Below are 23654 nucleotides of genomic sequence, written 5' to 3' on the forward strand. Positions count from 1 at the left end.
GAGACGACATGGCCGACTTCGGCGACATGGCGAAGAACGCGCTGAACAGCGACAAGGGCGAGGAGTTCAGCGACGAGGCACTGCGCAGGGGCGGGGACGAGGCGGACAAGGCCACCGGCGGCTCCCACACGAAGCAGATCGACGAGGCCGAGCAGGCGGCCGACGGGAAGATCGGCCAGTAGGCCCCTATCCGCGAGGACGGCCCGGCGGCAGGATGGCCGGATGAAGGAGCACATCGCCCACACGGAGCGCCTCATCCACGCCCCCATCCAAGCCGTCTGGGCCGTCCTCACCACCCCCGATCGGCACGCGGTGATGATGTTCGGTGCCGAGGTCGAGACGGACTGGCAGGTCGGCTCACCGATCACGTGGTCCGGCACCTGGGAGGGCAAGCCCTTCACCGATCGCGGCGTCATCACCGCCGTCGACGAGCCGACCCTGCTCGCCGTGACGCACTTCAGCGCGATGAGCGGCGAGGACGACCGGCCGGAGAACTACCACGCGATCGAGTGGCGCCTCGAGCCGATCGGCTCGCAGACCCGGGTGACGCTGCTGCAGGACGGCAACGCGACAGCCGAGGCGGCCGCCCGCGCCGAGGCGAACTGGGCGGGCTCGCTCGACCGGCTGGCGACGATGTCCGCCGACTGACCGTGTGGGTCGGCTGGATCGAGTTCGATCTGCTCCTCGGCGACGTGCACTCCCTGAAGGGCAAGCGCGCAGTCGTCCGGCCGCTCGTGGCCGAGCTGCGCCGCCGGTTCACCGTCGCCGCCGCGGAGACGGGCACCCTCGACCTGCACCGGCGGGCCGGAGTCGGGGTCTCGCTCGTGGCCGCGGACGCGCGGCACGTCCGCGACGTGCTCGACGAGGTGGAGCGCTTCGTCGCCGAGCGGCCCGAGACCGAGCTGCTCTCCGCCCGCCGTGGCCTCGCCTCGTCGGAGGACGAGTCGGCAGACTGACGGCGTGCCCGTCGCCTCCCTGCACCTGACCGTCCTGATCGACCGACCCGCGGATGCCGTCTACCGCTACGCCTCGGACCCGGCGAACCTGCCGGCGTGGGCCGCGGGGCTCGCGTCGGGGATCCGCGAGGAGCGGGGCCGCTGGTTCGCCGACTCCCCCATGGGCGATGTGGAGGTGGCGTTCGTCGGCACCAATGAGCTCGGCGTGCTCGACCACCAGGTGGTGCTGCCGGACGGCACCGCCGTGCTGAACCCCCTCCGCGTGCTGTCGTACGGGGACGGCGCCGAGGTCGTGTTCACGCTGCGGCGGGAGGCCGGCGTGGACGACGCGGCGTTCGACGCGGACGTGGAGGCGGTGCGGGCCGACCTCGCGACCCTCAAGCGCATCCTGGAGTCCCCGCCCCGCGACCCCGACACGGACGCCGACCGCGAGTCCTGACTGTTGCCACGTTCTGCGATCTTGAGTGCTCCATGATCGCGAGAAGTGGCAACAGCCAGGTGGGTCGGACCCGGGGTCAGGTGGCCGCGAGGCGTGCCTTCTGCTCCTCGATGTCGTAGCCGACCTTCGGCCACTGCGGATCGATGCCGCGCAGCGCGTCGATCACGATCGTCTGCACCGCCCAGCGGGAGTACCACTTGTGGTCGGCCGGCACCACGAACCACGGCGCAGACGGCTCCGTGGTCCGCCGGATCGCCCGCTCGTACGCGGCCATGTACTCGTCCCAGCGGGCGCGCTCGTCCACATCCGTCGGGTTGTACTTCCACTGCTTGTCGCGGCGGTCGAGCCGCCGCGCGAGCCGGTCCTTCTGCTCGTCGCGCGAAAGATGCAGCATCACCTTCACGATCGTGGTGCCGGATGCGACGAGCTCGCGCTCGAACGCGGCGATCTGCCCGTACCGCTGCTCGATCACCTCGGAAGGGACGAGGCCGTGGACGCGCGCGATGAGCACGTCCTCGTAGTGGGACCGGTCGAAGACCCCGACCATCCCCGGCGCGGGCAGCTGCGCCCGGATGCGCCACAGGAAGTCGTGCGCCTGCTCCTCGTCGGTCGGCGCCTTGAAGGCGTGCAGGTGAACGCCCTGCGGATCCATGTTGCCGACGACGTGGCGCACGATGCCGCCCTTGCCCGCCGTGTCCATCGCCTGCAGGACGAGCAGCAGCGAGCGCTTGCCGCCCTCCATGCCGGCGGCGTAGAGCCGCTCCTGCAGATCCGCGAGCTCGGCACCGTGGTAGGCGCGCTTCCTGGCGGCCTCATGCCGGCCCTTCGTGATCCCGGGGGTGGAGGAAGGGTCGATGTCGGCGAGGTGCAGGTCGGCGCCGACCGGCGTGGGTCCACTCATGAGCGAAGACTAGGGACCCCTGCCGCGCGCTCCCCTCAGCCGCGGAGGTAGGCGTCGACGAAGAGCGCACCGCGCACGTCACGCATCCGGTCGAGCACGCGGTCGACGAGCCTGCCGGAGACCCCCGCCGCCTCGACGTCGTACGGGCCGAGCGGCGCCAGCCCGCCCGTGCGGATGCGGATGACCTCCCAGCCCGCGTGCCGCAGCAGGCGGTCCTTGCGGGCGTCGACGGCCTCGCGCCGGCCGACGTGCTCGAGGCCGTGGCGCCCGGTCGTGTCGTACTCGATCGCGATGCGCAGGTCACCGAGCACGAGGTCGGGCCACGCCTCGAGGTGGTCGAAGAACGGCTGCGCGAGCCGCACAGCGTTCTGCGCGAGGTCGAACGCGATCCGCTCGACGAGCGCGGCGCGGAGCGAGCCCTCGGCGGCGGATGCGGGGGCGGGCGCGCAGCTGCTCACGAACGGCTCACCGACCGGCAGCGCGGGCGTGTTCGGGCAGAGGGTCCGCTGCGGCTTCGCGCGGGCGCGCCTCGGCGGCGGCGCTGCGGGCTTCGGCGCCGGCGCGACCGGCAGCGGCTCGCCCGCGGCTTCTGCGGCGACCGCCGCCGCCGGCCGCATCGGCAGCGCCCTCGGGGAGCGGCCGCGGGCCCGCTCGGAGCAGGTCGGGCACCAGGTGGAGCGGCGCCGCTCGCGGCCCGGCCGCATCCGCTGCTCCTCCGGCGTCGCGATGAACCGGTGGCCGCTGTCGCACTCCCAGAGCAGCCACACGTCGGCGGCGAGCGGCACCTGGCTGAGCGCGATGCCCCGGTTGAGGTCGGGGTGGTACTGCTTCTGCAGCACCGGGTAGCGGGCCCAGTCGTCGCGGTAGGCGCCGACCGGATAGGGCACCGGGCGGCCCGTGGACGCACGCCGGCGCTCCCACCACGCGTCGACCGGCTCCGGCATGGCGGCACCCTACGACGCACCACCGTCGCCGCGTCGCGGCCCGAAACCGCCGCAGGTGCGCCGGGCCACTTCGGACACCTGTGGGCGTCATCGGACGCCCGTTCCGCCCGAAGTGGCCCGTCGGGGCAGCGCGACGCGCCGGGGCCGCAGGCGGCGGCCGACTCAGCCGGCGTCGGCCTCCTGGGCCCGCAGGGCGCGGTCGACGCGGGCGAGCTGCTCCACCACGATCCGGCGCAGCGGCGTCGGGTCCGGATGCACGTCGAGCCACCGCCGGGACGCGTCGGCGAGCGCCGCGCTCGCGAGCGGCAGCGGGTAGAGGCCGCGGGCCAGCGCCTCCGCGATCGCGAACTCGCGGTCCGCCCACAGGCCCTCGATCACGTCGAAGTAGCGCTCCACGTAGGGCGCCAGCAGCGAGGGCGCAAGCACTCGCCGGAACCCGGCCGCCGTGGCCCGCACCTGTGCGTTCGGCAGCGCCGCGGAGTCCACGACCGAGGCCCAGGCCACCGCCTTGCCGTCCGGCGTCGGCAGCGCGGCCCGCGCCTCGAGCGCCGTCTCGCGGCCCTTCGCGGTGTCGTCCTTCGCGAGGGCGGCGGCGATCTCGGGCTCCCCTGCCCGGCCGCCGGCGACGAGGGCGACGAGCAGCCGCCAGCCGAGGTCGGTGTCGACCTCGAGCCCCGGCAGGCCGGCGGTGCCGTCGAGCAGCCCCTGCACCGCGTCGAGCTGCGCGGGCGAGCGCGCGATCCGCGCGAAGGTCGTCGCGAGCTGGAACTGCGCGTCCGACCCCGCATCCGCAGCCCGGGCGAGGGCGAGCAGGCCGTCGGCCAGCTCCTCGAGCGCCGCGCCCCGCCGTGCGGGCGCCACGTAGTCCTCCGCGGCGAGCACGGCCTGCTTCAGCACGATCTGCAGCGTCGCCGACACCGTCTCGGCGCCGGCGTGCTCGAGCACGAGTGTCAGGAAGTCGGATGCGGGCAGCTCGGCGTCCCGGGTCGCGTCCCAGACCGCGCTCCAGACGAGGACGCGGGCGACGGCGTCGTCGATCCGCGACAGCGAGGCCCTGGCGGTGGCGAGCGAGCCCGGATCGAGCCGCACCTTCGCGTAGGCGAGGTCGTCGTCGTTCACGAGCAGCAGCGCAGGCGCCGGCACCGGATCCGGCAGCGGCACCGGCGTGCGCTCCCCCTCGACGTCGAGCTCGATGCGCTGGGTGCGCACCAGGCGCCCGTCCTGCTCGTCGTAGAAGCCGACGGCGAGCCGGTGCGGCCGCAGCTCCCCGTCGGTGGCGGTCTGCACGAGGTCGAGGCGCACGACGCCCCCGTCGTCGGCGATCGCCAGCTCCGGCACGAGCGTGTTCACGCCCGAGGTGCGCAGCCAGGCGCGGCTCCAGGCGTCGAGGTCGCGCCCGCTCGCCGCCGCGAGCTCGGTGAAGAGGTCGGCGAGCGTCGCGTTGCCCCAGGCGTGCTTCCGCAGGTAGGCGCCGACCCCGGTGAGGAACGGCTCGCGGCCCACGTAGGCGACGAGCTGCTTCAGCACGCTCGCCCCCTTCGCGTAGGTGATGCCGTCGAAGTTCACCTGCACCGCGTCGATGTCGGGGATCTCCGCCTCGATCGGATGCGTGGACGGCAGCTGGTCCTGCTCGTACGCCCAGTTCTTCTCATCCGCGTTGAACGACGCCCACGCGTCCCGCCACTCGGTCACCTCGGCGGTCGCGAGGTAGGAGACGAACGTGGCGAACGACTCGTTCAGCCAGACGTCGTCCCACCAGCGCATCGTCACGAGGTCGCCGAACCACATGTGCGCGAGCTCGTGCAGCACGACCATCGCGCGGGACTCGCGCATCGCCTCGGTCACCCGGGAGCGGAAGACGAAGGCCTCCATGAACGTGACGGCGCCCGCGTTCTCCATCGCGCCGATGTTGTACTCGGGCACGAAGAGCTGGTCGTACTTGTCGAACGGGAACGGCACCCCGAACGCCGACTCGTAGAAGGCGACGCCCGCGGCGGCCTTCGCGAACATCTCCTCGCCGTCGAGGAACGGCTCGAGGGACGCCCGTGCGAAGGCGCCGAGCGGGATCGTGCGGCCGTCGGACGAGGTCAGCTCGCCCCGCTGCACGGCGTAGGGTCCGGCGATCAGGGCGACGAGGTAGCTCGACAGGCGCGGGGTCGGCCCGAACGACCAGCGGGCGGCCCCGTCCGCGACCGGCTCGGGCTCGGGCGTCGGCTGGTTCGACACGACCTGCCAGTGCGCGGGCGCGGTCACGGTGAGCCGATAGGTGCTCTTCAGGTCCGGCTGCTCGAAGACGGCGAACATCCGCCGGGCGTCGGGCACCGCGAACTGCGTGTACAGGTACGCCTCGCCGTCGACCGGGTCGACGAAGCGGTGCAGGCCCTGGCCCGTGTTCACGTAGCGGGCGTCCGCGACGACGACGAGCTCGTTCTCGTCCTCGAGGCGCGGCAGGGCGATGCGGATGCCGTCGCTCACCTCGGCCGGATCGAGGTCCTCGCCGTTCAGCCGCACCGAGTGCACCCGGGCGGTGACGGCGTCGACGAACGTGGAGGCGCCCTCCGTCGCGGCGAACCGCAGCGTCGTCGTGGAGCCGAACTCGGTCGATCCGCGAGTCAGGTCGAGCTCGATGTCGATCGAGTCGACGGTGATCAGCGCGGCCCGCTCGGCGGCCTCCGCGCGGGTCAGGTTCAGGCCGGGCACGGCTCTCTCCCTTCGTGGGCGGGCATCCGCATCCGCCAGGACAGCATCCTGGCCCGCCCGGCCGGTTCGCTGTGAGCCGAGGCGGGGCGCGACGGCCGGGGCTGAGGCAAGAATGGTCCGGTGACGTGGGGGAACATGGGCAGCCTCCGGGCGATGCCCGGCAGGCGGGACGAGCTCGTCGCGATCCTGACGCGGTACAAGCCCGAGCTCGCGACGAGCGGCTGCCTCGTCTACGAGGTGGGCGTGAACGAGACGACGCCCGACCGCGTCTACGTGCTCGAGGTCTGGGAGAGCGCGGATGCGCATCGCGCGTCGCTCGGCATCGGGTCCGTCCGGGAGGGCCTGCACGAGGCGCTGCCGCTGCTCGACGGCGACATGGTGAGCATGAAGTTCGACATCACGGGCTCGCCGCTGACGCCGTGACAGCAGGTCAGCCCGTCGCGCCGGCCAGCAGGAGGGCTTCGGCCCGGGCGGGCTCCCCCTCGTAGATCCCGCGGGCGGCGAGGGTGACGACCGAGGTGCCGGGCAGGCGGCGCCCCCGCCGCGACACGCAGTCGTGCTCGGCGGTGAGCAGGACGAGCACACCGGCGGCGTCGAGCGCAGCGGCGACGGCCGCGGCGATCTCGTCGGTGAGCCGCTCCTGCACCTGCGGCCGCGCGGCGACGGTGTCGACGACCCGGGCGAGCGCGCCGAAGCCGGCGACCGGCCCGGACGGCGCGTAGACGATCGAGGCCGTGCCGGCGAACGGCAGCAGGTGGTGCTCGCAGGTCGAGACGAACGGGATGGCGCGGAACGCGACCGGGCCGCGTGCCGCGACATCCGCGACGGCGGCGGCGGCCAGCGCCGGCACCGGGTCCACGCCGACGCCGGCGAACCGCTCGGCGCCGAGCTCCGCGACGCGGGCGGGCGTCGCGGCGAGCGCCGGCCGGTCGGGGTCCTCCCCCATCGCGCGGAGGAACTCGGCGACCGCCGCGGCGGCGCGGGCCGAGTCGACCGTCACGACCGGCCCTCGATCGCGAAGAGCAGGTCGCGCACCGGCCCGTAGCCCGGCAGCACGGCGTCCGGCTCGATCTCGAGCCAGGGGGCGAGGACGAAGTCGCGCTCGTGCGCGCGCGGATGCGGGACGGTGAGGCCGGGACGGTCGATCCGCAGGTCGCCGTAGGCGATGAGGTCGAGGTCGAGGGTGCGGTCGCCCCAGTGCTCGAGCCGCTGCCGGCCGAAGACGCGCTCGATGCCGAGCAGCGCGGTCAGCAGCGCATCGGGCTCGCGCGTGGTGGTGCCCACGACGACGCGGTTCACGTAGCGCGGCTTGGCGGGGTCGGGGCCGGTGCTCGTGAGCGCGACGGTCTCGATCGGCGCCGACGCGGCCACGACGGTGAGGCCGGGCAGGCGGCGGAGCGCGGCGACGGCGGCCTCGAGGGTGCGGGCGGGCTCGCCGAGGTTGCCGCCGAGCGCGATCACGACGCGCTCCTGCGGCAGCAGGCGCGCCGCGGTCCGGTCCACCCTCACCGCGACGTCGCCGAACGGCACCCCGATGGGCGCCTGCGGCTTGTGGATCGTGACGATCGCCCGCTCCACCCGCGGGTCGGCGAGCACGAGCCGCGCGACGCGATCCGCGACGGTCTCGATGAGGCCGACCGGGTCGCGCTGGACCTCGGCGACGATCGCCCTGGCGAGCTCGCCGTAGTGCACGGTGCCGAGCACGTCGTCGGTCGCGGCGGCGACGTCGAGCGGCACGACGAGCTCCACGTCGACGACGAAGTCCTGCCCCTGCTCCCGCTCCTCGGGGTGCACCCCGTGGAAGCCGCGCACGCGGATGCCCGAGAGCAGGATGCGATCGCCGCTCATGCGGCCACCGCCCCGCGCAGCGCAGCCACCACGTCGAGCGCGGTGCGCGTGCCCGCTACGTCGTGCACGCGCAGGCCCCAGACGCCGCGGCCGGCGAGGAGGGCGGAGAGCACCGCGGTCGGCAGGTCGCGCGCCTCGGCGGGCGCGCCGTCCGGCGCGAGCGAGGCGAGGAAGCGCTTGCGGGAGACGCCGACGAGCAGGCGGATGCCGTCGACGGCGAGCTCGTCGACGCGGGCGAGCAGCGCCCAGTTCTCCTTCGCGCCCTTCGCGAAGCCGATGCCGGGGTCGAGCACGAGCCGCTCGTCCGGGATGCCGGCCGCGCGGGCGGCCGCGACGCGCGCCGCGAGCTCGGCCCGCACCTCGCCGACGACGTCGCTGTAGTGCGGTGCGTCGCCGGCGGGACCGCGGGAGTGCATGAGCACGAGCTCGGCGGACGACGCAGCGACGACCCGCAGCATCCGCGGATCCTTCAGGCCGCCGGAGACGTCGTTCACGATCGTCGCACCGGCGGCCAGCGCGGCCTCGGCGACCGCGGCGGAGCGGGTGTCGATGCTCACCCGGATGCCGTCGTCCGCGAGGGCCGCGACGACCGGGACCGTGCGCCGCAGCTCCTCCGCCTCGCCGACGGCGCGCGCACCCGGCCGGGTCGATTCGCCGCCGACGTCGACGACATCCGCCCCGGCGGCGACGAGGGCGCGGCCGTGCGCGATCGCGGCGGCGGGGTCCAGGTAGCGTCCGCCGTCGCTGAAGGAGTCGGGCGTCGTGTTCAGCACGCCGAGGAGCACGGGAGGGGCGGGAGGCACGGTCGATCAGGCTAGCGACCACGGCCGGGCGATGGACGGGTGCCCGTCAGCCCGCGAGCACCACGATCCAGGCGAGCACCGACGGGGTCACGACGCCGAGCAGCGAGATCCACCGCTCCATCCGCGCGTCGACGACGTCCCGCCGCACCCGCGACTGCTCGCGCCAGACGAGGACGAGGAAGCCGGCGGCGGCCGCGAGCATCAGCAGCGTGAGCACCCGCACGGCGCCCGACGGCGGATGCCCGGCGAGCCCGGCGCCGATCTGCACGAAGGCGATCACGCCCCACGGGACGATGCCGAGCGCGGCGGCGAGCATCAGGGCGAGCGGCCGGCCGGCGGGCATCGCCTCCTGGAGGGCGGCGATCAGCACGGCGCCGGCGGTGACCGCGTAGACGAGCACGAGGGCGGGCACCTCGGCGATCCCGTTCAGCTGCGCGACGAGGAACACGGTGATCGGGAGGGTGAACGACCACTCCCACCAGCGGAGCGGATGCCGGTTGCGCGCGACGGCGTCGCATCGACGCCGGGCTGCGCCGCCCGGCAGCGCGACGAGCCGCGCGGCCGCGGCGAGCACGAGCACCACGACGGCGGCGGGTCCGGCCGAGACCGCGGCGAGCGGCACGCGCACGATGGATCCGTCCGCCCCGCGCAGGGTCACGCCGACGGGCAGCGCGGCAGCCGGGCGCGGCGCGGTCGCGAGCAGGATCCCGAGCACGATCACCTCGGCGAGCAGCACCGCCGCGCCGATCGCCGCGATGAGGCGCAGCCGTCCCGGATCCGTCTCCACGACGAAGAGTCTGCCGACTACTGCCATGCGTGCTGTCCGTGCGGACATCTGCTGCCGCCGAAACGCGAGCAGTCGTCCGTGCGGACAGCAGACGCGGGGTCCTCGAGCTGGGGCTCAGGCCTCGACGGAAGCGGAGCCCCGGTCGAGCGAGCCCTCCTTCGTCTCCGCCTGGCCCTCCGACAGCACGCCGAGCTCGCTGCGCACCACGGAGGTGAGCAGCCGCATCCGGTCGAGGTCGGAGTGGTAGCCGACGAGCGAGTAGGCGTTCACGCCGTCGATGACCGCGAGCAGCAGGTGGGCGACCGTGTCGGGGTCGGCGGGAAGGAAGTCACCGGAGCGCACGCCGCGGCGGATGACCGAGGAGACGAACGTGTGCCACGCCCCCTCCTCCTCGCGGACGGCCGCGGCGAGGGCGTCGTTGCGGCGGCCGAGGCTCCAGGACTCGAGCCAGACCGAGTCGACGTCCATCCGCACGGGCAGCGCGAGCGTCTCGAGCAGGGCGGTGAGCTGCACTGTCGGCGCCGGATGCGCGAGCACGACCCGCTTCACCTCGGCGAGCTCCGCGCCGACGATCCGCCCGAACACCTCGGCGACGAACGCGTCGGGATCGGGGCGGTGCTGCAGCACGACCTTCGGGGTCGTGGTGCAGCGCGCCGCCACCGCGGTGGGCGTGACGGCGTGCAGGCCCTCGTCGAACGCGATGCTGACCGCCGCCTCGACGAGTTCGTCGATCGACACCTGGCTCTGCTTGCGCCTCATGGTCCCTCCACGGTCTCGGCGTCACCGATGCGGGAGGAGCAGGATCCGGGCCCGGCGCACCGTCGAACGTGCACCACATGGTCCACGCCGGGCGCCGGTTCGTGCCGAAGCGGCACCCCGCGAGTCGTGCGGTGCGAACACGATCCTGGCCTGGATCGGCGCGGTCCGCCTGCCCCCGTTCGTGCGCCCCGGGGAACCGGGGGCGCACCGGCCGATCAGCCGGGTGAGAGGCTCCGGATGCCCTCGGTGAAGCGTGCCGCGCCGCCCTGGGCCGGATGCCGCACCGCCACGGCCTCGACACCCGCGGCCGCGAGCGCCGCCTCCGCCTTCCGGCCGACCGCGACGACGCGGCGGATGCCGAAGGCGGCGAGCAGCTCGAGGGTCGCCGGGGTGCCGTCCCGCACCTCCTGCGGTCGCGGCGTGCGGTTCGAGGCGGCGTCGCCGGCGCGGAACGGGTGGTGCGGCACGATCGGCCACGACACCGGCAGCGGGCGCCCCCAGGTCGCGAGCGCGGACCAGACGATCGCTGAGGACGCCTCCCAGGCGGGCGCCGGGCCGTCCGGGACCGCGAAGCCGTCGCCGCCGGGGTCCCCGGTCAGCAGGCCCGGCCGGGCCGTGAGCTCGCGGAGGCTCATGAACGGCACCCCGGTGACGGTCGCGCCCCGGTGGCCGGGCGCCTCGGCGATGAGGGCGGTGTCGGCGTCGCCGACGAGCTCGAGGTAGCGGCGGAGGTTCGTCAGGCGCAGCGCGCCGGCCGGGGTGCTCGCGTCCCAGAGCGGCTCGGCATCCGCGGGCACCGGCACGACGGCGAGCAGCTCGAGGAAGCGCGAGAGGTCGGGCATCCGCTAGGCGCGGCGCTGTCGCTTGAGGGCGCGACGGGCGGCGCCCGCCCCTGACCGCGTCGCGACGCGGGCCGGATGCCGATGGTGCAGCGGCCGCAGGTCCGCAGCGAATCGGGCGCCGAGGATCTCGTCCCCGGCGACGCTCGGGTGGAGGGTGACGGGGTCGATGATCGTGTCGATGTCCTGGCCCGTGAACCAGCCCTCACGAAGCGGGGACACGTAGCGCACGTGCAGCCGGCCCGCTTCCGCTGCGATGATCCGGTCGACCCGCAGCTGCACGGCGGTGACGGGCCAGGGGTCCGGGCCGGGACCGAGCAGCACGATCGCCGCGTGCGGCAGCGACCGGTGGACGCCCTCGATCGTGGCGTCCACCGCGGCGGGCAGTGCACCGAGATCCGCGAGGTCGTCGTTGCTGCCGCCTTGCACCACCACGATGTCGGCCGCGGTGCCCGCGGGCACCGACGCCGCCCGCTGCGGGTAGGTGCGGGTGCCGGGCGGCGCGGTGAGGTACCCGCTCCCTCCCTCACCGTCCACGACCGCCGTCATGCCGAGATCATCCGCCGCATCCTGAAGGAGCGCATGGATCGGATCCGCGCCGTATCCAGCCGCCCAGGAGTCGCCGATCGCGTACAGCCGACCGCCCGCCTCGGCGGGGGCGGCCCGGGCGAGGTCCGCACCGGTGAGGGCGGTCGCAGCGACGGCCGCGATCACGATCCGGGAGAGCGGGGACACCCCTCCAGCATGCCCTGCGAGCGCAGACGAGCGGAAGCCGGATCGGCGAGGATGGCGGCGTGCCGCTCCTGCCTGCCACCCGCACCCCCGATCCCGCCGACGCCCCCGTCCTCCGCTGGGGCGTGCTCGGACCCGGGGAGATCGCGGGCGACTTCGTCGCCGCGCTCCAGCGGCACACGCGGCAGCGGGTCGTCGCCGTCGGCTCCAGGAGCGCCGAGCGCGCGGCGGCGTTCGCCGCGACCTACGCCGTGCCGAACGTGCACGTCGGGTACGAGGCGCTCGTCGCGGATCCCGAGGTGGACGTCGTCTACATCGCGACCCCGCACAGCGAGCACACCGCGAACGCCCTGCTGGCCATCGCGGCCGGCAAGCACGTGCTCATCGAGAAGCCCGTCGCGGTGACCGCCGACCTCGCGGGCACGATCTTCGCCGCTGCGGAGGCCGCGGGCGTCTTCGCCATGGAGGCGATGTGGACGCGGTTCCTGCCGCAGACCGACGTCGTCGCGCAGCTGCTCGAGGACGGCGCGCTCGGGCGGCTCTCCCTCGCCACCGCCGACTTCGCGGGCGGCCCGGCCCCGCGCGATCCGTCGAGCCGGCTGCTCGATCCCGCGCAGGGCGGCGGCGCGCTGCTCGATCTCGGCGTCTACGTCGCCTGGTGGTCGCAGTTCACGCTCGGCACCCCGGATGCGGTCACGGCCCGCGGTGCGCTCGGGCCCACGGGCGTCGACGAGCAGGCGACCCTGCTGCTCGAGGCCGGCGAGGCGCAGGGCATCGGCGTCGTCGGGCTCCGCGGCCGCACCGCCTGGAGGGCATCCGTGGTCGGCGCCGCGGGCCGCGTCGAGGTCGACTCGCCCTACTGGGCGGCGAGCGGGCTGACGCTGTTCGGCGCCGACGGCGCGGTGGCCGACCGCTGGGAGGACCCGTACGGGCGCCCGTTCCGGCAGGGCCTCTGCTACGAGGGCGCGGCGACGGCCCGCGCGATCGTGGAGGGACGCACCGGATGCCCGGAGCATCCCGCCGAGCGCGCGATCGCGGTGCTCGAGACCCTCGACGCGGCCCGGCACGAGCTCGGCTACGCGGATCCGCCCGGCTGGACCGCATGACGGCGGACGAGGAAGCGGTCCGGGCGGTCGCGGCACTCGCCCGCCGCACCGCGGACGCCCTCACCGCCGCCGGCGCCCGCGACGAGGCGCTGGCGGAGTACGTGCCGGCCCGCCGGGTGCTGCTGATCGACCGGCCGTCGCAGATGCGGCCGCTCGGCCGCGTCTGGCGGCTCGGCGTCGTGCTGCTGACCCCGGACGGGTCGCTGCTCGCGACCGGCGCGACCACCCGCGCGGTCGAGCCGGGACATCCCGGCCATGTCGCCCTCTCGGTCGAGGACCGCCGCGAGCATCGCGCCGCCGCGTACCGGGGGCCGTTCACGCGCGGCGAGACGGTGAACTACGACGCCCGGCCGATCCCGCTCACCGTCGAGGCGCTCGCCGCATCCGCGGGCCCGCTGCTGCTCCGCGACGGCCGGGTGCTGGTGAAGTGGAGCGCGTCGCTCGGCGACGAGGCGGCCGCCCCGTTCGACCCCTACCTCAGCGAGCGGGCCGAGCTGCTGCTGCATCCGCCGCAGGGCGCCTGACCCGACCGCGGATCGCTCGGGCCGCCACGAGGCCGAGGGCCGCGAGCGCCGGCAGCGCCGGCTCGGTCGCGGCCCCGCGCCGGCTCGACGTCGTCACCGGGCGGCGGCGAGGGCCGCGAACACCTCGGACAGCGCGGCGAGCACGCTGACGTGCCCGTCGCCCGGACGGATGCGCACCTCGGCGTGCGGGATCGCGGCGCCGAGCAGGCGCGCATGGGCCGGCGGGATGACGCGGTCGGCGTCGCCCTGCACGAGCAGCACCGGGGCCGTGACGCGGGCGAGATCCACGCCCCACGGCTGCGCGAAGGCGACGTCGTCGTCGACGAGGCCGTCGGTCCCCTGGCTGCCGGCACGGACGGCGTCCTCGCCGATCGCGGCGAGCGGCCCCCCGAGCGCCGCCCAGTCGGCGGCGACGAAGCTCTCGGGGTCGAAGTCGTCGGGCAGCGCCTCCCGCGCCGCGCGCCCCTGCCGGGCCGCGGTGAGGGCTTCCGGGGAGGCCATGCCGGCGAGCCAGTCGTCGCCGCCCGTGTCGGGCGCGACGGACGCGAACGTGCCGACGGCGGCGACGCGGTCCGGGAGCAGGGCTGCGGCGGCGAGGGCGTGGGGGCCGCCGCCCGAGTAGCCGGCCAGGGCGAACCGGTCGATGCCGAGCGCGTCCGCGACGACCGCGGCATCCGCTGCGGCGTCGGCGATCCGGCGGTCCGGCCACCGCGTGGATGCGCCGTAGCCCGGCCGCGCCCAGCCGATCAAGCGGAGCCCCGCCGCCTCCGCCGCCGCCCGCACCGGCCCGATCAGGTCGCCGGTGTGCGGGGAACCGGCCTGCCAGAGCAGCGGGAAGCCCGCGCCGCCGGCATCCGCCACCTGCAGGGTGCGGCCGTCGGACGTCCTGATGCTCGCCGCTGCGCTCATCCGCTCACGGTAGAGCCCCCCGGAATCGCGCCGTTCCGGAGTTCCTGCGCGACACGCCGCTGTTCGCGCGCGCAGCGCGGCGTGTCGCCCGGTTTCTCCGGAACGGCGCGATGGAGGCTCGAGTCAGGCGGCGGCCCGTGCCCGCTTCCGCAGCCGCCGGAGCTGCGCGTCGAGCACCGGGCGCGCCCGGCGCTGGCCGCCGCGCACCGCGATCGCCGCCGCGAGCGCCTCGAGGACGCGCAGGAGCCGGTCGGCGTCGGGCGTCCAGCCGCGCCGCTCGCACTCCTCGAGCCACTCGACCGCGCCTCGGTGGCCACGCTCGCCGTTGCAGCGTCGGCAGGCGGCCACCTCGTTCTCGAGCCACGACGGCCCGCCCTTCACGCGCGGCACGACGTGCTCCCGCGTCGGGCGCGTGCGGTCGGTGAACGGCTGCCCGCACCAGATGCAGGTGTCGCCGTCGCGACGGCGCGCCTCGCGCAGCCGCTCCGCCCGCCCCTGCTGCACCACGGGTCCATGGTGCGCCCGCCGCCGTCGGGACGTGCGCGACGCCTCAGCGCGGATGCGCGCGCGGCACGTGGGGCGCGTGCATGCCGGCCTGCTGCGCCGGCGCCAGCACCGGCACGACCGCGATCACGGCTCCCATCCCCAGCAGGACCGCCACCGAGACCGTGATGAGCCGGACCTCGGCCGGAGCGGGGCGCGTGACCGATTCGAGAACCACCGATCCCTCCCCCACGCCGCCCGCTGCTGCGGCCCCGAACGCACGGTAGGCCGATGCGACCGGCACCTCCATACGTGGTTCCACCCATTCCGCCCGGCGCGGCGTGCCGCTCCCGAGGGGGCCGGAAGCGAGGATCGCGGGCATGACGGGGCGGCGATCGGCGGCGCAGCCGTCCCGCACCGTGCTGGCGGAGTCCCGCTGGCCGGCCGTCCTGGGGGTCCTCGTGGCGCTCGCGGCGTACGGCGCCCTGCCGAGCAGCGTGCCGGTCTGGCTGCGGATCGTCGTCGTCGTGCTCGGGCTCGTGCTGCTCGTGCCGGTGCTCGTGCTGAACCCGCGCCGCCTCGACAAGCAGACGCGCTGGTCGCGGATCCTCTCGGTCGTGCAGGCGCTCATCCTGCTCGTCGCGAACCAGGTGGCGCTCGCGATCCTCATCCATGCGCTCATCACGTCGGACAGGAAGGACGGCCCGGCGATCCTGCTCGCGACCCTGCAGGTGTGGGCGACCAACGTGATCGCGTTCGCGCTCGTCTACTGGGAGCTCGACCGGGGCGGCCCCGTCTCGAGACGGCGCAAGGCGCGCGGCGAGCTGCCGCCCGCCGACTTCCGCTTCCCCCAGGACGAGGATGCGGACGCCGTGGACGAGGTCGCGGTCGGATCCTCCGAGAAGTCCGACTGGGCGGCCGGCTACCTCGACTACCTGTACTTCTCGCTCACGAACTCGATGGCGTTCTCGCCGACCGACGTCATGCCGCTCAGGTCCCGGGCGAAGGCGCTGATGGGCGTCGAGGCGTTCACCGCCTTCGTGATGCTCGCGCTCGTGATCGCCCGGGCCGTCTCACTGCTCGGCTGACCCGCAGGCGAGACCTCGGCCGTCGGGCTACGGTCGGGAGCAGGCTGCGAGGAAGGACTCGAGGATGCGGATCGCGAACCTGGCTGGACGGGCCGTGCTGCTCGGCACGGCCGCCGTCGACGTGGCGACGGCGAGCGAAGGCCGGTTCGGCCCCGATCCGATGTCCGTCTGGGCCGACTGGGAGGCGTTCCGGCAGTGGGCGTCGACGGTCGACGTCGACGCGGCTCCGGCCGCCCAGCCGTTCGAGGTCGGCGACCTCGACGCCCCGGTGCCGGTGCCGCAGCAGGTGTTCGCGATCGGGCTGAACTACGCCGACCACGCCGCCGAGACGAGCATGGCGCTGCCGACGGAGCCCTTGGTCTTCACGAAGTTCCCGTCGTCGCTCACCGGGCCGGAGGCGACCGTGCGGCTGCGCGGCGACCGGGTGGACTGGGAGGCCGAGCTCGTCGTCGTGATCGGCGAGGGCGGCCGTGACCTGCCCGCGGGCTGGGACGCCGTCGCGGGCCTCACCGTCGGCCAGGACCTCTCCGACCGCACGGTGCAGAACCGCGGCGACCGGCCGCAGTTCGGGCTCGGCAAGTCGTTCGCCGGCTACGCGCCGACGGGTCCGGCCGTCGTGACGGTCGACGAGGTCGGCGAGGGCCGCGACCTCGGCGCGCTGCGGATCGGCTGCCGGCTCACCGGCCCGGACGGCGACGAGGTGCTGCAGGACGGCACCACCGCCGACATGGTCTTCGCCGTGCCGGAGCTGATCGCGCGGCTGTCCGCGATCGTCGAGCTGCGCCCCGGCGACCTGATCTTCACCGGGACGCCGTCGGGCGTCGGCCTCGGTCGGACGCCGCAGCGGTTCCTGCAGCCGGGTCAGGTGCTCGTCACCGAGATCGAGGGCGTCGGCAGCATCCGCCAGACCTTCACGGCCTGACCCCTCACCTCACCCTCACGCGGTAGCCGGATGAACCCGGGCCGGCCAGTCAGCCGAGGACCGGGGGCGCCGCCATGCCGAGCGCGCGCTGGTCGGGCAGGAAGCCGAGGGGCTCCGGCACCCAGCGCGCGATGAAGTCGTGGGTTTCGCGGCGCAGCTCGAGCTCGATGCGGTGCGGCGTCTCGAGGAACAGCACCTCGAGCGCCAGCGTGCCGTCGCGCCAGCCGCCGCCGATCCCGATGGGACCGACTCCGTCCGAACCCTCCACCGTCGACCAGCCGGGCCGGCCGACGGGCAGCGTCGCCTGGGCGTCCCCGTCGTCGACCACGAGCGTCCAGCCGTCGCCGCCGCGCGCGAGCTCGACCCGCACGAAGGGCGGCTCGCTCCCCTCGGCCGGCGGATAGGCGCCGGTCCAGGCGTGCTCCTCGCCGCCCGGCGCCGCGGTCCCGGCCGGCACCGGCACGGTGAGGCCGCGCAGGCGCTCGGCGAGCGCCGCATCCGCCTCGGCGTCCCCGCCACCCGCGAATGCGGGCACCAGGTGCTCCCACACGGCCTCGAGCACCGGCCCGGCCGGCTCGGCGGCTTCGGTGATCGCGAGCACCGCGTCGAACTCGGGCAGCACGAGCACGAACTGGCCGAAGGCGCCGTCCATCCGCCAGCCGTGCCGCGACAGCCAGACCTGGTAGCCGTAACCGAGCGCCCAGTCGGGCTCGGTCTCGCCGGGCGCCGTCTCGATCCGCTTCTGCGGCACCTCCTCCGCCCAGCCCTCCGGCAGCACCTGCCGGCCCTCGAAGCGGCCTCCGTCGAGGTAGACCTGGCCGAGCCGGGCGATGTCGCGGGTCGTCGCGTGCAGGCCGCTGAAGCCCATGTCGCGGCCCTCGGGGTACTGCTGCCAGCCGACCGGCCCGATGCCGAGCGGATCGAGCAGGCGCGGGCGCAGGTAGTCGACGAGCCGCTGCCCCGACTCCTTCTGCACGATCGACGCGACGGAGTAGGTCGCGAGCTGGTTGTAGGTGAAGACGCTGCCCGGCTCCGACTCGGGCTCGTGCAGCAGGAAGCCCCGCATCGGCTCGTGCGGATCGCCGGACGTCGCCGCGTTGATCATGTCGACGAGGTGGCCGCTCGACATCGCGACGACGTCGCGCACCCGCATCCGCCGGGCGCGCGGGCCGGTGATCTCGGCCTGGAACTCGGGGAAGTGGTCGACGACCGCGTCGTCGAGGCCGACGAGGCCCTCCGCGATCGCGAAGCCGAGGGCGGTGCTCGTGAAGGTCTTGCTCAGCGAGTAGAGCAGGTGCAGCCGGTCCGGGGTGAACGGCGCCCACCAGCCCTCCGCGATCGTGCGGCCGTGGCGCAGGAGCACCACGCCGTGCGGCACGGTGCCGGGCAGTGCCTCGAGCGCGTCGAGGAAGCGGGCGATGCCGCGGGCGTCGACGCCCTCGGCGGATGGGGTGCTGGGGTGGAGCGGAGTCGTCACCCGGGGAACGCTACCGACCCCTCCCCAGGCATCCGGCGAGAGCGCCGCCGGCCGGAGGGTGCGGCCGGTACCCTCCGTCCCGTGATCCTGCTCCTCGGCACGCGGACGAGCGTCGCGCTGCGCGCGACGGTCTGGTTCGTGTGCCACTTCTGCGGCTTCCACGCCGCGCAGCAGGTGGTCGAGCGCCGCACGCGGCTCACCCTCTTCTTCCTGCCGCTCTTCACCGTCTCCCGCTCGTACGTCAACGTCTGCATGAGCTGCGGCCGCGAGGTCGACCTCAGCCGCGACCAGGTGGAGAACGCGGAGCGGTGGGCCGCGAGCCAGTCCATCCGCTGACGGCTCCCCCCTCACGGGAGTTGCCGCTCGTGGCGACTTCTCGGGCCAGCACGTCGCCACGAGTGGCAACCCACGGGGTGCTGGAACTGTTGGCGACTTCTCGGGCCGGCAAGTCACCACGAGTGGCAACCCCAACCGATGGTGGACGTACGGGGGCCGGGCGGGCATGCGCTGACGGGCCCACCTCAGGGGAGTTGCCACTTTTCGCGACCTTGAGCGCGCCATGCTCGCAGAAAGTGGCAACAGCTGAGGGGGTGGGCGGGGCGTCGGGGCGCGGGCCTAGGGTGAAGGCGTGGTCACGCCCGGATCCGTCGCAGTCGTCACGGGCGGTGGCACCGGGATCGGCGCAGCCTGCGGCATCGCGCTCGCCGAGGCCGGCTGGACCGTCGTGCTCGCCGGCCGCCGCGAGCAGCCGCTCACCGCCGTGCGCGACGCGCATCCGGGCCTCGCCCTCGACACCGCCGTCGCGGACGTGACCGACGAGGCGTCGGTCGCCGACCTCTTCGCCGGCGTGGTGCAGCGCCACGGCCGCCTCGACCTGCTCTTCAACAACGCCGGCCGCGGCGGCTCCGCGGTCCAGCCCGACGCGATCGGGCTCGACGAGTGGCGTGCCGTCGTCGACACGAACCTCACCGGCGCGTTCCTCTGCACCAGGGAGGCGTTCCGCATCATGCGCGACCAGCGGCCGCAGGGCGGCCGGATCATCAACAACGGGTCCATCTCCGCGCAGGCGCCGCGCCCGCTGTCGCTCGCCTACACGGCGACGAAGCACGCGATCACCGGCATCACGAAGTCGATCTCGCTCGACGGGCGCCCCTACGGCATCGCCTGCGGGCAGATCGACATCGGCAACGCGTCCACCGACATGACGGCCTCGATGAACGACGGCGTCCGCCAGGCCGACGGATCAGTCCGGCCCGAACCGACCATGGCCGTCGCCGACGTGGCCGCCGCCGTCGTGCTGATGGCCGGCCTGCCGCTCACCTCGAACGTCGCGACGATGACCGTCATGGCCACCGCGATGCCGCTGGTGGGCCGCGGATGAGCGCCTACGAGACGGTCTGGGAGCGCGACCGCAGCATCGTGCGCCTCCCCGACCCGGCGATCGAGATCATCGACGAGCGGTTCCGGTCGATGCTGCCCTTCCAGGCTGTCGTCGAGCGGCTCTGGACCGGCGGCCGCTGGCTCGAGGGGCCCGTCTGGTTCGGCGACGGCCGCTACCTCGTCTTCTCCGACATCCCGAACGACCGGATGCTGCGCTGGGCCGAGGAGTCCGGCGCGACGAGCGTCTTCCGGCAGCCGTCGAACAACGCGAACGGCGGCACCCGCGACCGGCAGGGCCGCCTGATCACCTGCGAGCACCTGACCCGCCGCGTCACCCGCACCGAGCACGACGGCCGCCGCACCGTGCTCGCCGACCGGTTCGAGGGCAAGCCGCTGAACGCCCCCAACGACGTCGTCGTCGCGGCCGACGGTGGCATCTGGTTCACCGACCCGGGCTGGGGCGTCGAGAGCGACTTCGAGGGCGACAGGGCCGAGAAGGAGATCCCCTGCCAGGTGTACCGGATCGACCCGGACACCCTCGATCTCGAGGCCGTCATCACCGACATGGCCCGGCCGAACGGCATCGCGTTCTCCCCCGACGAGTCCCTGCTCTACGTCGTCGACAAGGACATCCGCGTCTACGACATGGTCGACGGGCGGCCGGCGAACGGCCGCCCCTTCGTCGACATGGGGCCGGGGACGTCCGACGGCATCCGGATCGACACGGCGGGCAACCTCTGGACGGCCGCCGCGGGCGGGCCCGGCTACGACGGCGTGCACTGCTACGACGCCGACGGCGTGCTGCTCGGCCGCATCCACCTGCCCGAGGGCTGCGCGAACCTCGTGTTCGGCGGCCCGAAGAAGACGCGGCTGCTGATGACGGCCACCTCCTCGCTCTACGCCGTGCACCTCGACGTGCGCGGCGCTCAGGCGCCCTGAGGCGATCCGCGGAGGATCCCCACCTGGGCGCGGGCTCCGTGCGCCATGATCGCCCCGTGACCGCCGCCCTCTCCCCCGAGCTCGCCGACCTCGCGCACGCATACCGAGTCTCCACGTCGTTCACCGACTGGCGCGGGCGCACGGTCGAGGTCGCGCCGGAGACGATCCGGCGGGTGCTCGCCGCGATGGACGTGGACACGAGCGACCCCGTCGCGGCCCTGCACGCGCACTGGCTCGAGCCGTGGCGGCGGATGCTGCCGCCCTGCGTCGTCGCCACGGCCGGCACGGCCCGCTGGGTGTGGATGCACGTGCCCCACGGCGCCCCCGCGGAGCTCACCGTCCGGCTGGAGACCGGCGGCGAGCGCCGCCTCGAGCAGGTGCTGCACTGGGTCGATCCGCGCGAGGTGGACGGTGCCCTCGTCGGCGAGGCGACCTTCGCCATCCCGGCGGACCTGCCGGTCGGCTACCACGTGCTCGCCGGCGTCTCCGGCGAGGCGCGCGTCGAGGTGCCGCTCATCGTCACGCCCGCGCGGCTCACGCTGCCCGAACGGCTCGGGCACCGGGGCTGGGGCCTCGCGGCGCAGCTCTACAGCGTCCGCTCAAAGCGCTCCTGGGGCATCGGGGATCTCGGCGACCTCACCGACCTCGCCGTCTGGGCGGGCGGCCGGCTCGGCGCCGACTTCGTGCTCGTGAACCCGCTGCACGCCCAGGAGCCGGTCGCGCCGCTCGAGCCGTCCCCGTACCTGCCGAGCTCGCGGCGCTTCTTCGCGCCGATCTACCTGCGGATCGAGGCGATCCCCGAGTACGCGGACCTCAGCGAGTCGCACCGCCGCGTCGTCGGCCAGCTCGCCGACCAGGTGCACGCGCGGCTCGACGGCTCGGATGCGATCGACCGCGACACCGCGTGGACGGTGAAGCTCGCCGCCCTCCGCATCATCGCGCGGGTGCCCCGCACGCCCGGCCGGGAGGTGGACTTCCAGACCTTCCGCCGCCGCGGCGGCGAGGCGCTGCGCCAGTTCGCGACGTGGAGCGTGCTCGCCGAGGAGCACGGCAACGACGCCCGCACCTGGCCGGCCGAGCTGCGCGACCCGGCGAACCCCGAGGTCGCCGCGTTCGCCGAGGCGCACGCGGACGAGATCGGCTTCACCGAGTGGCTGCAGTGGCTGCTCGACGAGCAGCTCGAGCGCGCGCAGGGCCGCGCGGTCGACTCGGGGATGGCGCTCGGCACCATGCACGACCTCGCGGTCGGCGTGCATCCGGGCGGGGCGGACGCCTGGCGCCTCGCCGACGTGTACGCCTCAGGCATCGCCGTCGGAGCGCCGCCGGACCCGTACAACCAGCTCGGCCAGAACTGGAACCAGCCGCCGTGGCGCCCCGACCGGCTCGCCGAGACGGGCTACGCCGCGTTCCGGGACCTGCTCGGCGCGGTGCTGCGGCATGCCGGCGGCGTCCGCGTCGACCACGTGATCGGGCTGTTCCGGCTCTGGTGGGTGCCGGAGCGCACCGATGCGTCCGAGGGCGCCTACGTCTACTACGACCACGAGGCGATGGTCGGCATCCTCGCCCTCGAGGCCCAGCGGGCCGGCGCGGTCGTCGTCGGGGAGGACCTCGGCGTCGTCGACCCGAACGCGCGCACCTACCTCGCGTCCCGCGGGATCCTCGGCACGTCGATCCTGTGGTTCGAGTCGGACGGATCCGGGGGCCCGCTGCCCGCGGAGCGCTGGCGGGAGGCCTGCCTCGCCTCGGTGACGACGCACGACCTGCCGCCCACCGCCGGCTACCTCGCCGGCGAGCACGTGCGGCTTCGCTCGGCGCTCGGGCTGCTGCCGAACCCGCTCGAGGAGGAGCTCGAGGCGGACCGGCACGAGCGGGAGCGGTGGCTCGACGAGCTGCGGATGCGCGGCCTGCTGGCCGACGACGCGGACGAGGAGGCGACCGTGATCGCCCTGCACCGCTACCTGACGCTGACCCCGGCGCGGCTGCTGTCGGTGGCGCTGCCCGACCTCGTCGGCGACCGCCGCATCCAGAACCAGCCCGGCACGCAGGACGAGTACCCGAACTGGCGGGTGCCGCTCTCGGGACCGGACGGCCGCCCCATCCCGCTCGAGGCGGTGCTCACCTCGGCGCGCGCCGCCCGGCTCGCCGCCGCAGTCCGCTGACCCGGTCGACCACCTCCCACCGGTCCTCGGGCCGTCGGGCGGAGCGGCGGTGCAGCGCCCAGCGCTGCACGAGCAGCGTCGTCGTCGCGGCGATCAGGATGCAGACGACGTTGACGACGAGCTGGATCGCCGCCCCGAACGCCTCGCCGGGGCGCCCGGCGACGAGGGCCGTGCCGATGTTCGCGGCCGCGGGGATCGTCGTGACGCTGATGAACACGCCGACCAGGGCCCCGGACTTCGACGCGGTGAGCGACACCATCCCGGCGGCGCCGGCGATGAGCGCGGTGACGACGCTGAACACGTCCGGGTGCGCGACGAACGAGGTGAGCGAGCGGTGGCCTGCCAGGTAGCCGGCCGGCAGGCCGACGGTGACCTTCAGCAGGCCGACGGCGCCGGCGGTGACCGCCACCGACAGCGGGAAGCCGATCAGCAGAGCGGTGATGGACCGGCGGGCCGCGCCCCAGCGCCGCTGCACGACGGCGACCGCGACCGCGACGAGCGGACCGAACTCGGGGCCGAGCACCATGCCGCCGACGATGAGCACGGAGCTGTCGGTGAGCAGCCCGACCGCGCAGATCAGGGTCGCCGCGATCAGGAAGACGAGGAACGTCGAGGAGAGGGTCGCGTCAGCGGCGGTGCGCTGGCTGATCTCCTGCCAGACCACAGCGTCCACGCCGGCGCCGGGGGCGTCGCGCTCCGCGGCCTCGACCGGGTCGCCGAAGGCCGCGTCGACCTCGCTGATGGTCACGGTTCCACCGTGCTCGACGCAGAGCCCGCGCAGCCGGTCGAGCACCGCGTCCGCGGCCTCGCGCACGACGTCGGCCTCGATCCGCTCGCCCTCGGGCTTCACCGTCGTGCCGGATCGGCGGACGAGGTTCGTCACTCCGGGCTCGGCCGTGAGCGCGTCGAGCACCGCGGAGGCGCGCTCGGCCGGCGCGACGACGGCGAGGTGGAGCACG

At 74.7% G+C, this 23654-nt stretch carries 28 protein-coding genes; 13 read left to right on the forward strand and 15 right to left on the reverse strand.

All coding sequences use genetic code 11. The annotated features are described in order from the left end of the window. Window positions 1-8: 8 nt before the first annotated feature. Genes VIG76_RS11365 through VIG76_RS11380 form a run of 4 tightly spaced genes read left to right on the forward strand, consistent with a single transcriptional unit; the run spans window position 9 to window position 1395 of the window. On the forward strand, window positions 9-182 hold the full coding sequence (locus VIG76_RS11365) for an Rv0909 family putative TA system antitoxin (RefSeq protein ID WP_331954185.1): 174 nt from the start codon (window positions 9-11) through the stop codon (window positions 180-182). A gap of 40 nt (window positions 183-222) precedes the next feature. Next, entirely contained in the window at window positions 223-648 is a 426-nt protein-coding gene (locus VIG76_RS11370; protein WP_331954187.1) for an SRPBCC family protein, read from the forward strand. Between the two features lie 2 nt (window positions 649-650). Further along, entirely contained in the window at window positions 651-956 is a 306-nt protein-coding gene (locus VIG76_RS11375; protein WP_331954189.1) for a DUF503 domain-containing protein, read from the forward strand. 4 nt (window positions 957-960) lie between these two features. After that, complete coding sequence (locus VIG76_RS11380; RefSeq protein ID WP_331954191.1) at window positions 961-1395, forward strand: SRPBCC family protein; 435 nt, start codon at window positions 961-963, stop codon at window positions 1393-1395. A gap of 76 nt (window positions 1396-1471) precedes the next feature. Here the strand turns inward: VIG76_RS11380 and VIG76_RS11385 are convergent, their stop codons facing one another. From VIG76_RS11385 to pepN, 3 genes are all read right to left on the reverse strand, one after another. Then, complete coding sequence (locus tag VIG76_RS11385; RefSeq protein WP_331954193.1) at window positions 1472-2296, reverse strand: PPK2 family polyphosphate kinase; 825 nt, start codon at window positions 2294-2296, stop codon at window positions 1472-1474. A 35-nt stretch (window positions 2297-2331) separates the two neighbouring features. Further along, window positions 2332-3240: a hypothetical protein gene (locus VIG76_RS11390; protein ID WP_331954195.1), complete on the reverse strand. Its 909-nt coding sequence runs from the start codon at window positions 3238-3240 to the stop codon at window positions 2332-2334. Window positions 3241-3402: 162 nt separating this feature from the next. Then, a complete protein-coding gene (gene pepN, locus VIG76_RS11395; RefSeq protein WP_331954197.1) occupies window positions 3403-5940 on the reverse strand; it encodes an aminopeptidase N in 2538 nt (845 codons plus the stop codon). A 120-nt stretch (window positions 5941-6060) separates the two neighbouring features. On the opposite strand from pepN, the gene VIG76_RS11400 reads away from it, so the two are divergent. Continuing rightward, window positions 6061-6363, forward strand: a complete 303-nt coding sequence (locus VIG76_RS11400; protein ID WP_331954199.1) for a putative quinol monooxygenase — start codon at window positions 6061-6063, stop codon at window positions 6361-6363. 7 nt (window positions 6364-6370) lie between these two features. Here the strand turns inward: VIG76_RS11400 and folE are convergent, their stop codons facing one another. From folE to VIG76_RS11435, 7 genes are all read right to left on the reverse strand, one after another. Next, window positions 6371-6940, reverse strand: coding sequence for a GTP cyclohydrolase I (gene folE / locus VIG76_RS11405; RefSeq protein ID WP_331954201.1), 570 nt, complete (start codon window positions 6938-6940; stop codon window positions 6371-6373). Next, window positions 6937-7788, reverse strand: coding sequence for a 2-amino-4-hydroxy-6-hydroxymethyldihydropteridine diphosphokinase (gene folK, locus VIG76_RS11410; RefSeq protein WP_331954203.1), 852 nt, complete (start codon window positions 7786-7788; stop codon window positions 6937-6939). Before folK ends, folE begins: the two co-directional genes overlap by 4 nt. Beyond that, on the reverse strand, window positions 7785-8591 hold the full coding sequence (folP, locus tag VIG76_RS11415; protein ID WP_331954205.1) for a dihydropteroate synthase: 807 nt from the start codon (window positions 8589-8591) through the stop codon (window positions 7785-7787). The genes folK and folP overlap by 4 nt, the downstream gene beginning before the upstream one ends. Window positions 8592-8637: 46 nt before the next feature. Beyond that, window positions 8638-9378: a hypothetical protein gene (locus VIG76_RS11420; RefSeq protein ID WP_331954207.1), complete on the reverse strand. Its 741-nt coding sequence runs from the start codon at window positions 9376-9378 to the stop codon at window positions 8638-8640. 114 nt (window positions 9379-9492) lie between these two features. Then, window positions 9493-10137: a TetR family transcriptional regulator C-terminal domain-containing protein gene (locus VIG76_RS11425; protein WP_331954209.1), complete on the reverse strand. Its 645-nt coding sequence runs from the start codon at window positions 10135-10137 to the stop codon at window positions 9493-9495. A gap of 215 nt (window positions 10138-10352) precedes the next feature. Continuing rightward, window positions 10353-10979: a uracil-DNA glycosylase gene (locus tag VIG76_RS11430; RefSeq protein WP_331954211.1), complete on the reverse strand. Its 627-nt coding sequence runs from the start codon at window positions 10977-10979 to the stop codon at window positions 10353-10355. A 3-nt stretch (window positions 10980-10982) separates the two neighbouring features. After that, window positions 10983-11711 carry an SGNH/GDSL hydrolase family protein gene (locus VIG76_RS11435; protein ID WP_331954213.1) on the reverse strand — a complete coding sequence of 243 codons (729 nt, stop codon included), beginning with the start codon at window positions 11709-11711 and terminating at the stop codon, window positions 10983-10985. Window positions 11712-11770: 59 nt separating this feature from the next. Here VIG76_RS11435 and VIG76_RS11440 point away from each other — a divergent pair, with 59 nt between their 5' ends. Together VIG76_RS11440 and VIG76_RS11445 are read left to right on the forward strand one after the other, a co-directional pair. Next, complete coding sequence (locus VIG76_RS11440; protein ID WP_331954215.1) at window positions 11771-12814, forward strand: Gfo/Idh/MocA family protein; 1044 nt, start codon at window positions 11771-11773, stop codon at window positions 12812-12814. Continuing rightward, a complete protein-coding gene (locus VIG76_RS11445) occupies window positions 12811-13338 on the forward strand; it encodes a hypothetical protein (protein ID WP_331954217.1) in 528 nt (175 codons plus the stop codon). Before VIG76_RS11440 ends, VIG76_RS11445 begins: the two co-directional genes overlap by 4 nt. 93 nt (window positions 13339-13431) lie before the next feature. Here VIG76_RS11445 and VIG76_RS11450 read toward each other — a convergent pair whose 3' ends face one another. From VIG76_RS11450 to VIG76_RS11460, 3 genes are all read right to left on the reverse strand, one after another. Further along, window positions 13432-14247 (reverse strand): alpha/beta fold hydrolase, encoded by an 816-nt coding sequence (locus VIG76_RS11450; protein WP_331954219.1) that lies wholly within the window; start codon window positions 14245-14247, stop codon window positions 13432-13434. Between the two features lie 123 nt (window positions 14248-14370). Continuing rightward, entirely contained in the window at window positions 14371-14754 is a 384-nt protein-coding gene (locus tag VIG76_RS11455; protein WP_331954222.1) for an HNH endonuclease, read from the reverse strand. Window positions 14755-14797: 43 nt separating this feature from the next. After that, window positions 14798-14968: a hypothetical protein gene (locus VIG76_RS11460; RefSeq protein ID WP_331954224.1), complete on the reverse strand. Its 171-nt coding sequence runs from the start codon at window positions 14966-14968 to the stop codon at window positions 14798-14800. 142 nt (window positions 14969-15110) lie between these two features. Between VIG76_RS11460 and VIG76_RS11465 the strand changes: the two genes are divergently transcribed. Together VIG76_RS11465 and VIG76_RS11470 are read left to right on the forward strand one after the other, a co-directional pair. Continuing rightward, complete coding sequence (locus tag VIG76_RS11465; protein WP_331954226.1) at window positions 15111-15818, forward strand: hypothetical protein; 708 nt, start codon at window positions 15111-15113, stop codon at window positions 15816-15818. A gap of 64 nt (window positions 15819-15882) precedes the next feature. Further along, window positions 15883-16740 (forward strand): fumarylacetoacetate hydrolase family protein, encoded by an 858-nt coding sequence (locus VIG76_RS11470; protein ID WP_331954228.1) that lies wholly within the window; start codon window positions 15883-15885, stop codon window positions 16738-16740. 49 nt (window positions 16741-16789) lie between these two features. Here the strand turns inward: VIG76_RS11470 and VIG76_RS11475 are convergent, their stop codons facing one another. Then, complete coding sequence (locus VIG76_RS11475) at window positions 16790-18217, reverse strand: serine hydrolase domain-containing protein (protein ID WP_331954230.1); 1428 nt, start codon at window positions 18215-18217, stop codon at window positions 16790-16792. 81 nt (window positions 18218-18298) lie between these two features. Here VIG76_RS11475 and VIG76_RS11480 point away from each other — a divergent pair, with 81 nt between their 5' ends. The 4 genes from VIG76_RS11480 (at window position 18299) to malQ (ending at window position 22695) form a co-directional block, all read left to right on the forward strand. Next, complete coding sequence (locus VIG76_RS11480) at window positions 18299-18553, forward strand: zinc-ribbon domain-containing protein (RefSeq protein WP_331954232.1); 255 nt, start codon at window positions 18299-18301, stop codon at window positions 18551-18553. 292 nt (window positions 18554-18845) lie between these two features. After that, entirely contained in the window at window positions 18846-19598 is a 753-nt protein-coding gene (locus tag VIG76_RS11485; RefSeq protein ID WP_331954234.1) for an SDR family oxidoreductase, read from the forward strand. Then, window positions 19595-20536 carry an SMP-30/gluconolactonase/LRE family protein gene (locus VIG76_RS11490; protein WP_331954236.1) on the forward strand — a complete coding sequence of 314 codons (942 nt, stop codon included), beginning with the start codon at window positions 19595-19597 and terminating at the stop codon, window positions 20534-20536. Before VIG76_RS11485 ends, VIG76_RS11490 begins: the two co-directional genes overlap by 4 nt. A gap of 56 nt (window positions 20537-20592) precedes the next feature. Continuing rightward, window positions 20593-22695, forward strand: coding sequence for a 4-alpha-glucanotransferase (gene malQ / locus VIG76_RS11495; protein ID WP_331954238.1), 2103 nt, complete (start codon window positions 20593-20595; stop codon window positions 22693-22695). On the opposite strand, the gene VIG76_RS11500 is transcribed toward malQ, so the two are convergent. Further along, window positions 22652-23653, reverse strand: a complete 1002-nt coding sequence (locus tag VIG76_RS11500; protein WP_331954240.1) for a DUF389 domain-containing protein — start codon at window positions 23651-23653, stop codon at window positions 22652-22654. The genes malQ and VIG76_RS11500 overlap by 44 nt on opposite strands. Window position 23654 lies beyond the last annotated feature (1 nt).

Source organism: Amnibacterium sp. (assembly GCF_036559085.1).
Taxonomy (GTDB): Bacteria; Actinomycetota; Actinomycetes; order Actinomycetales; family Microbacteriaceae; genus Amnibacterium.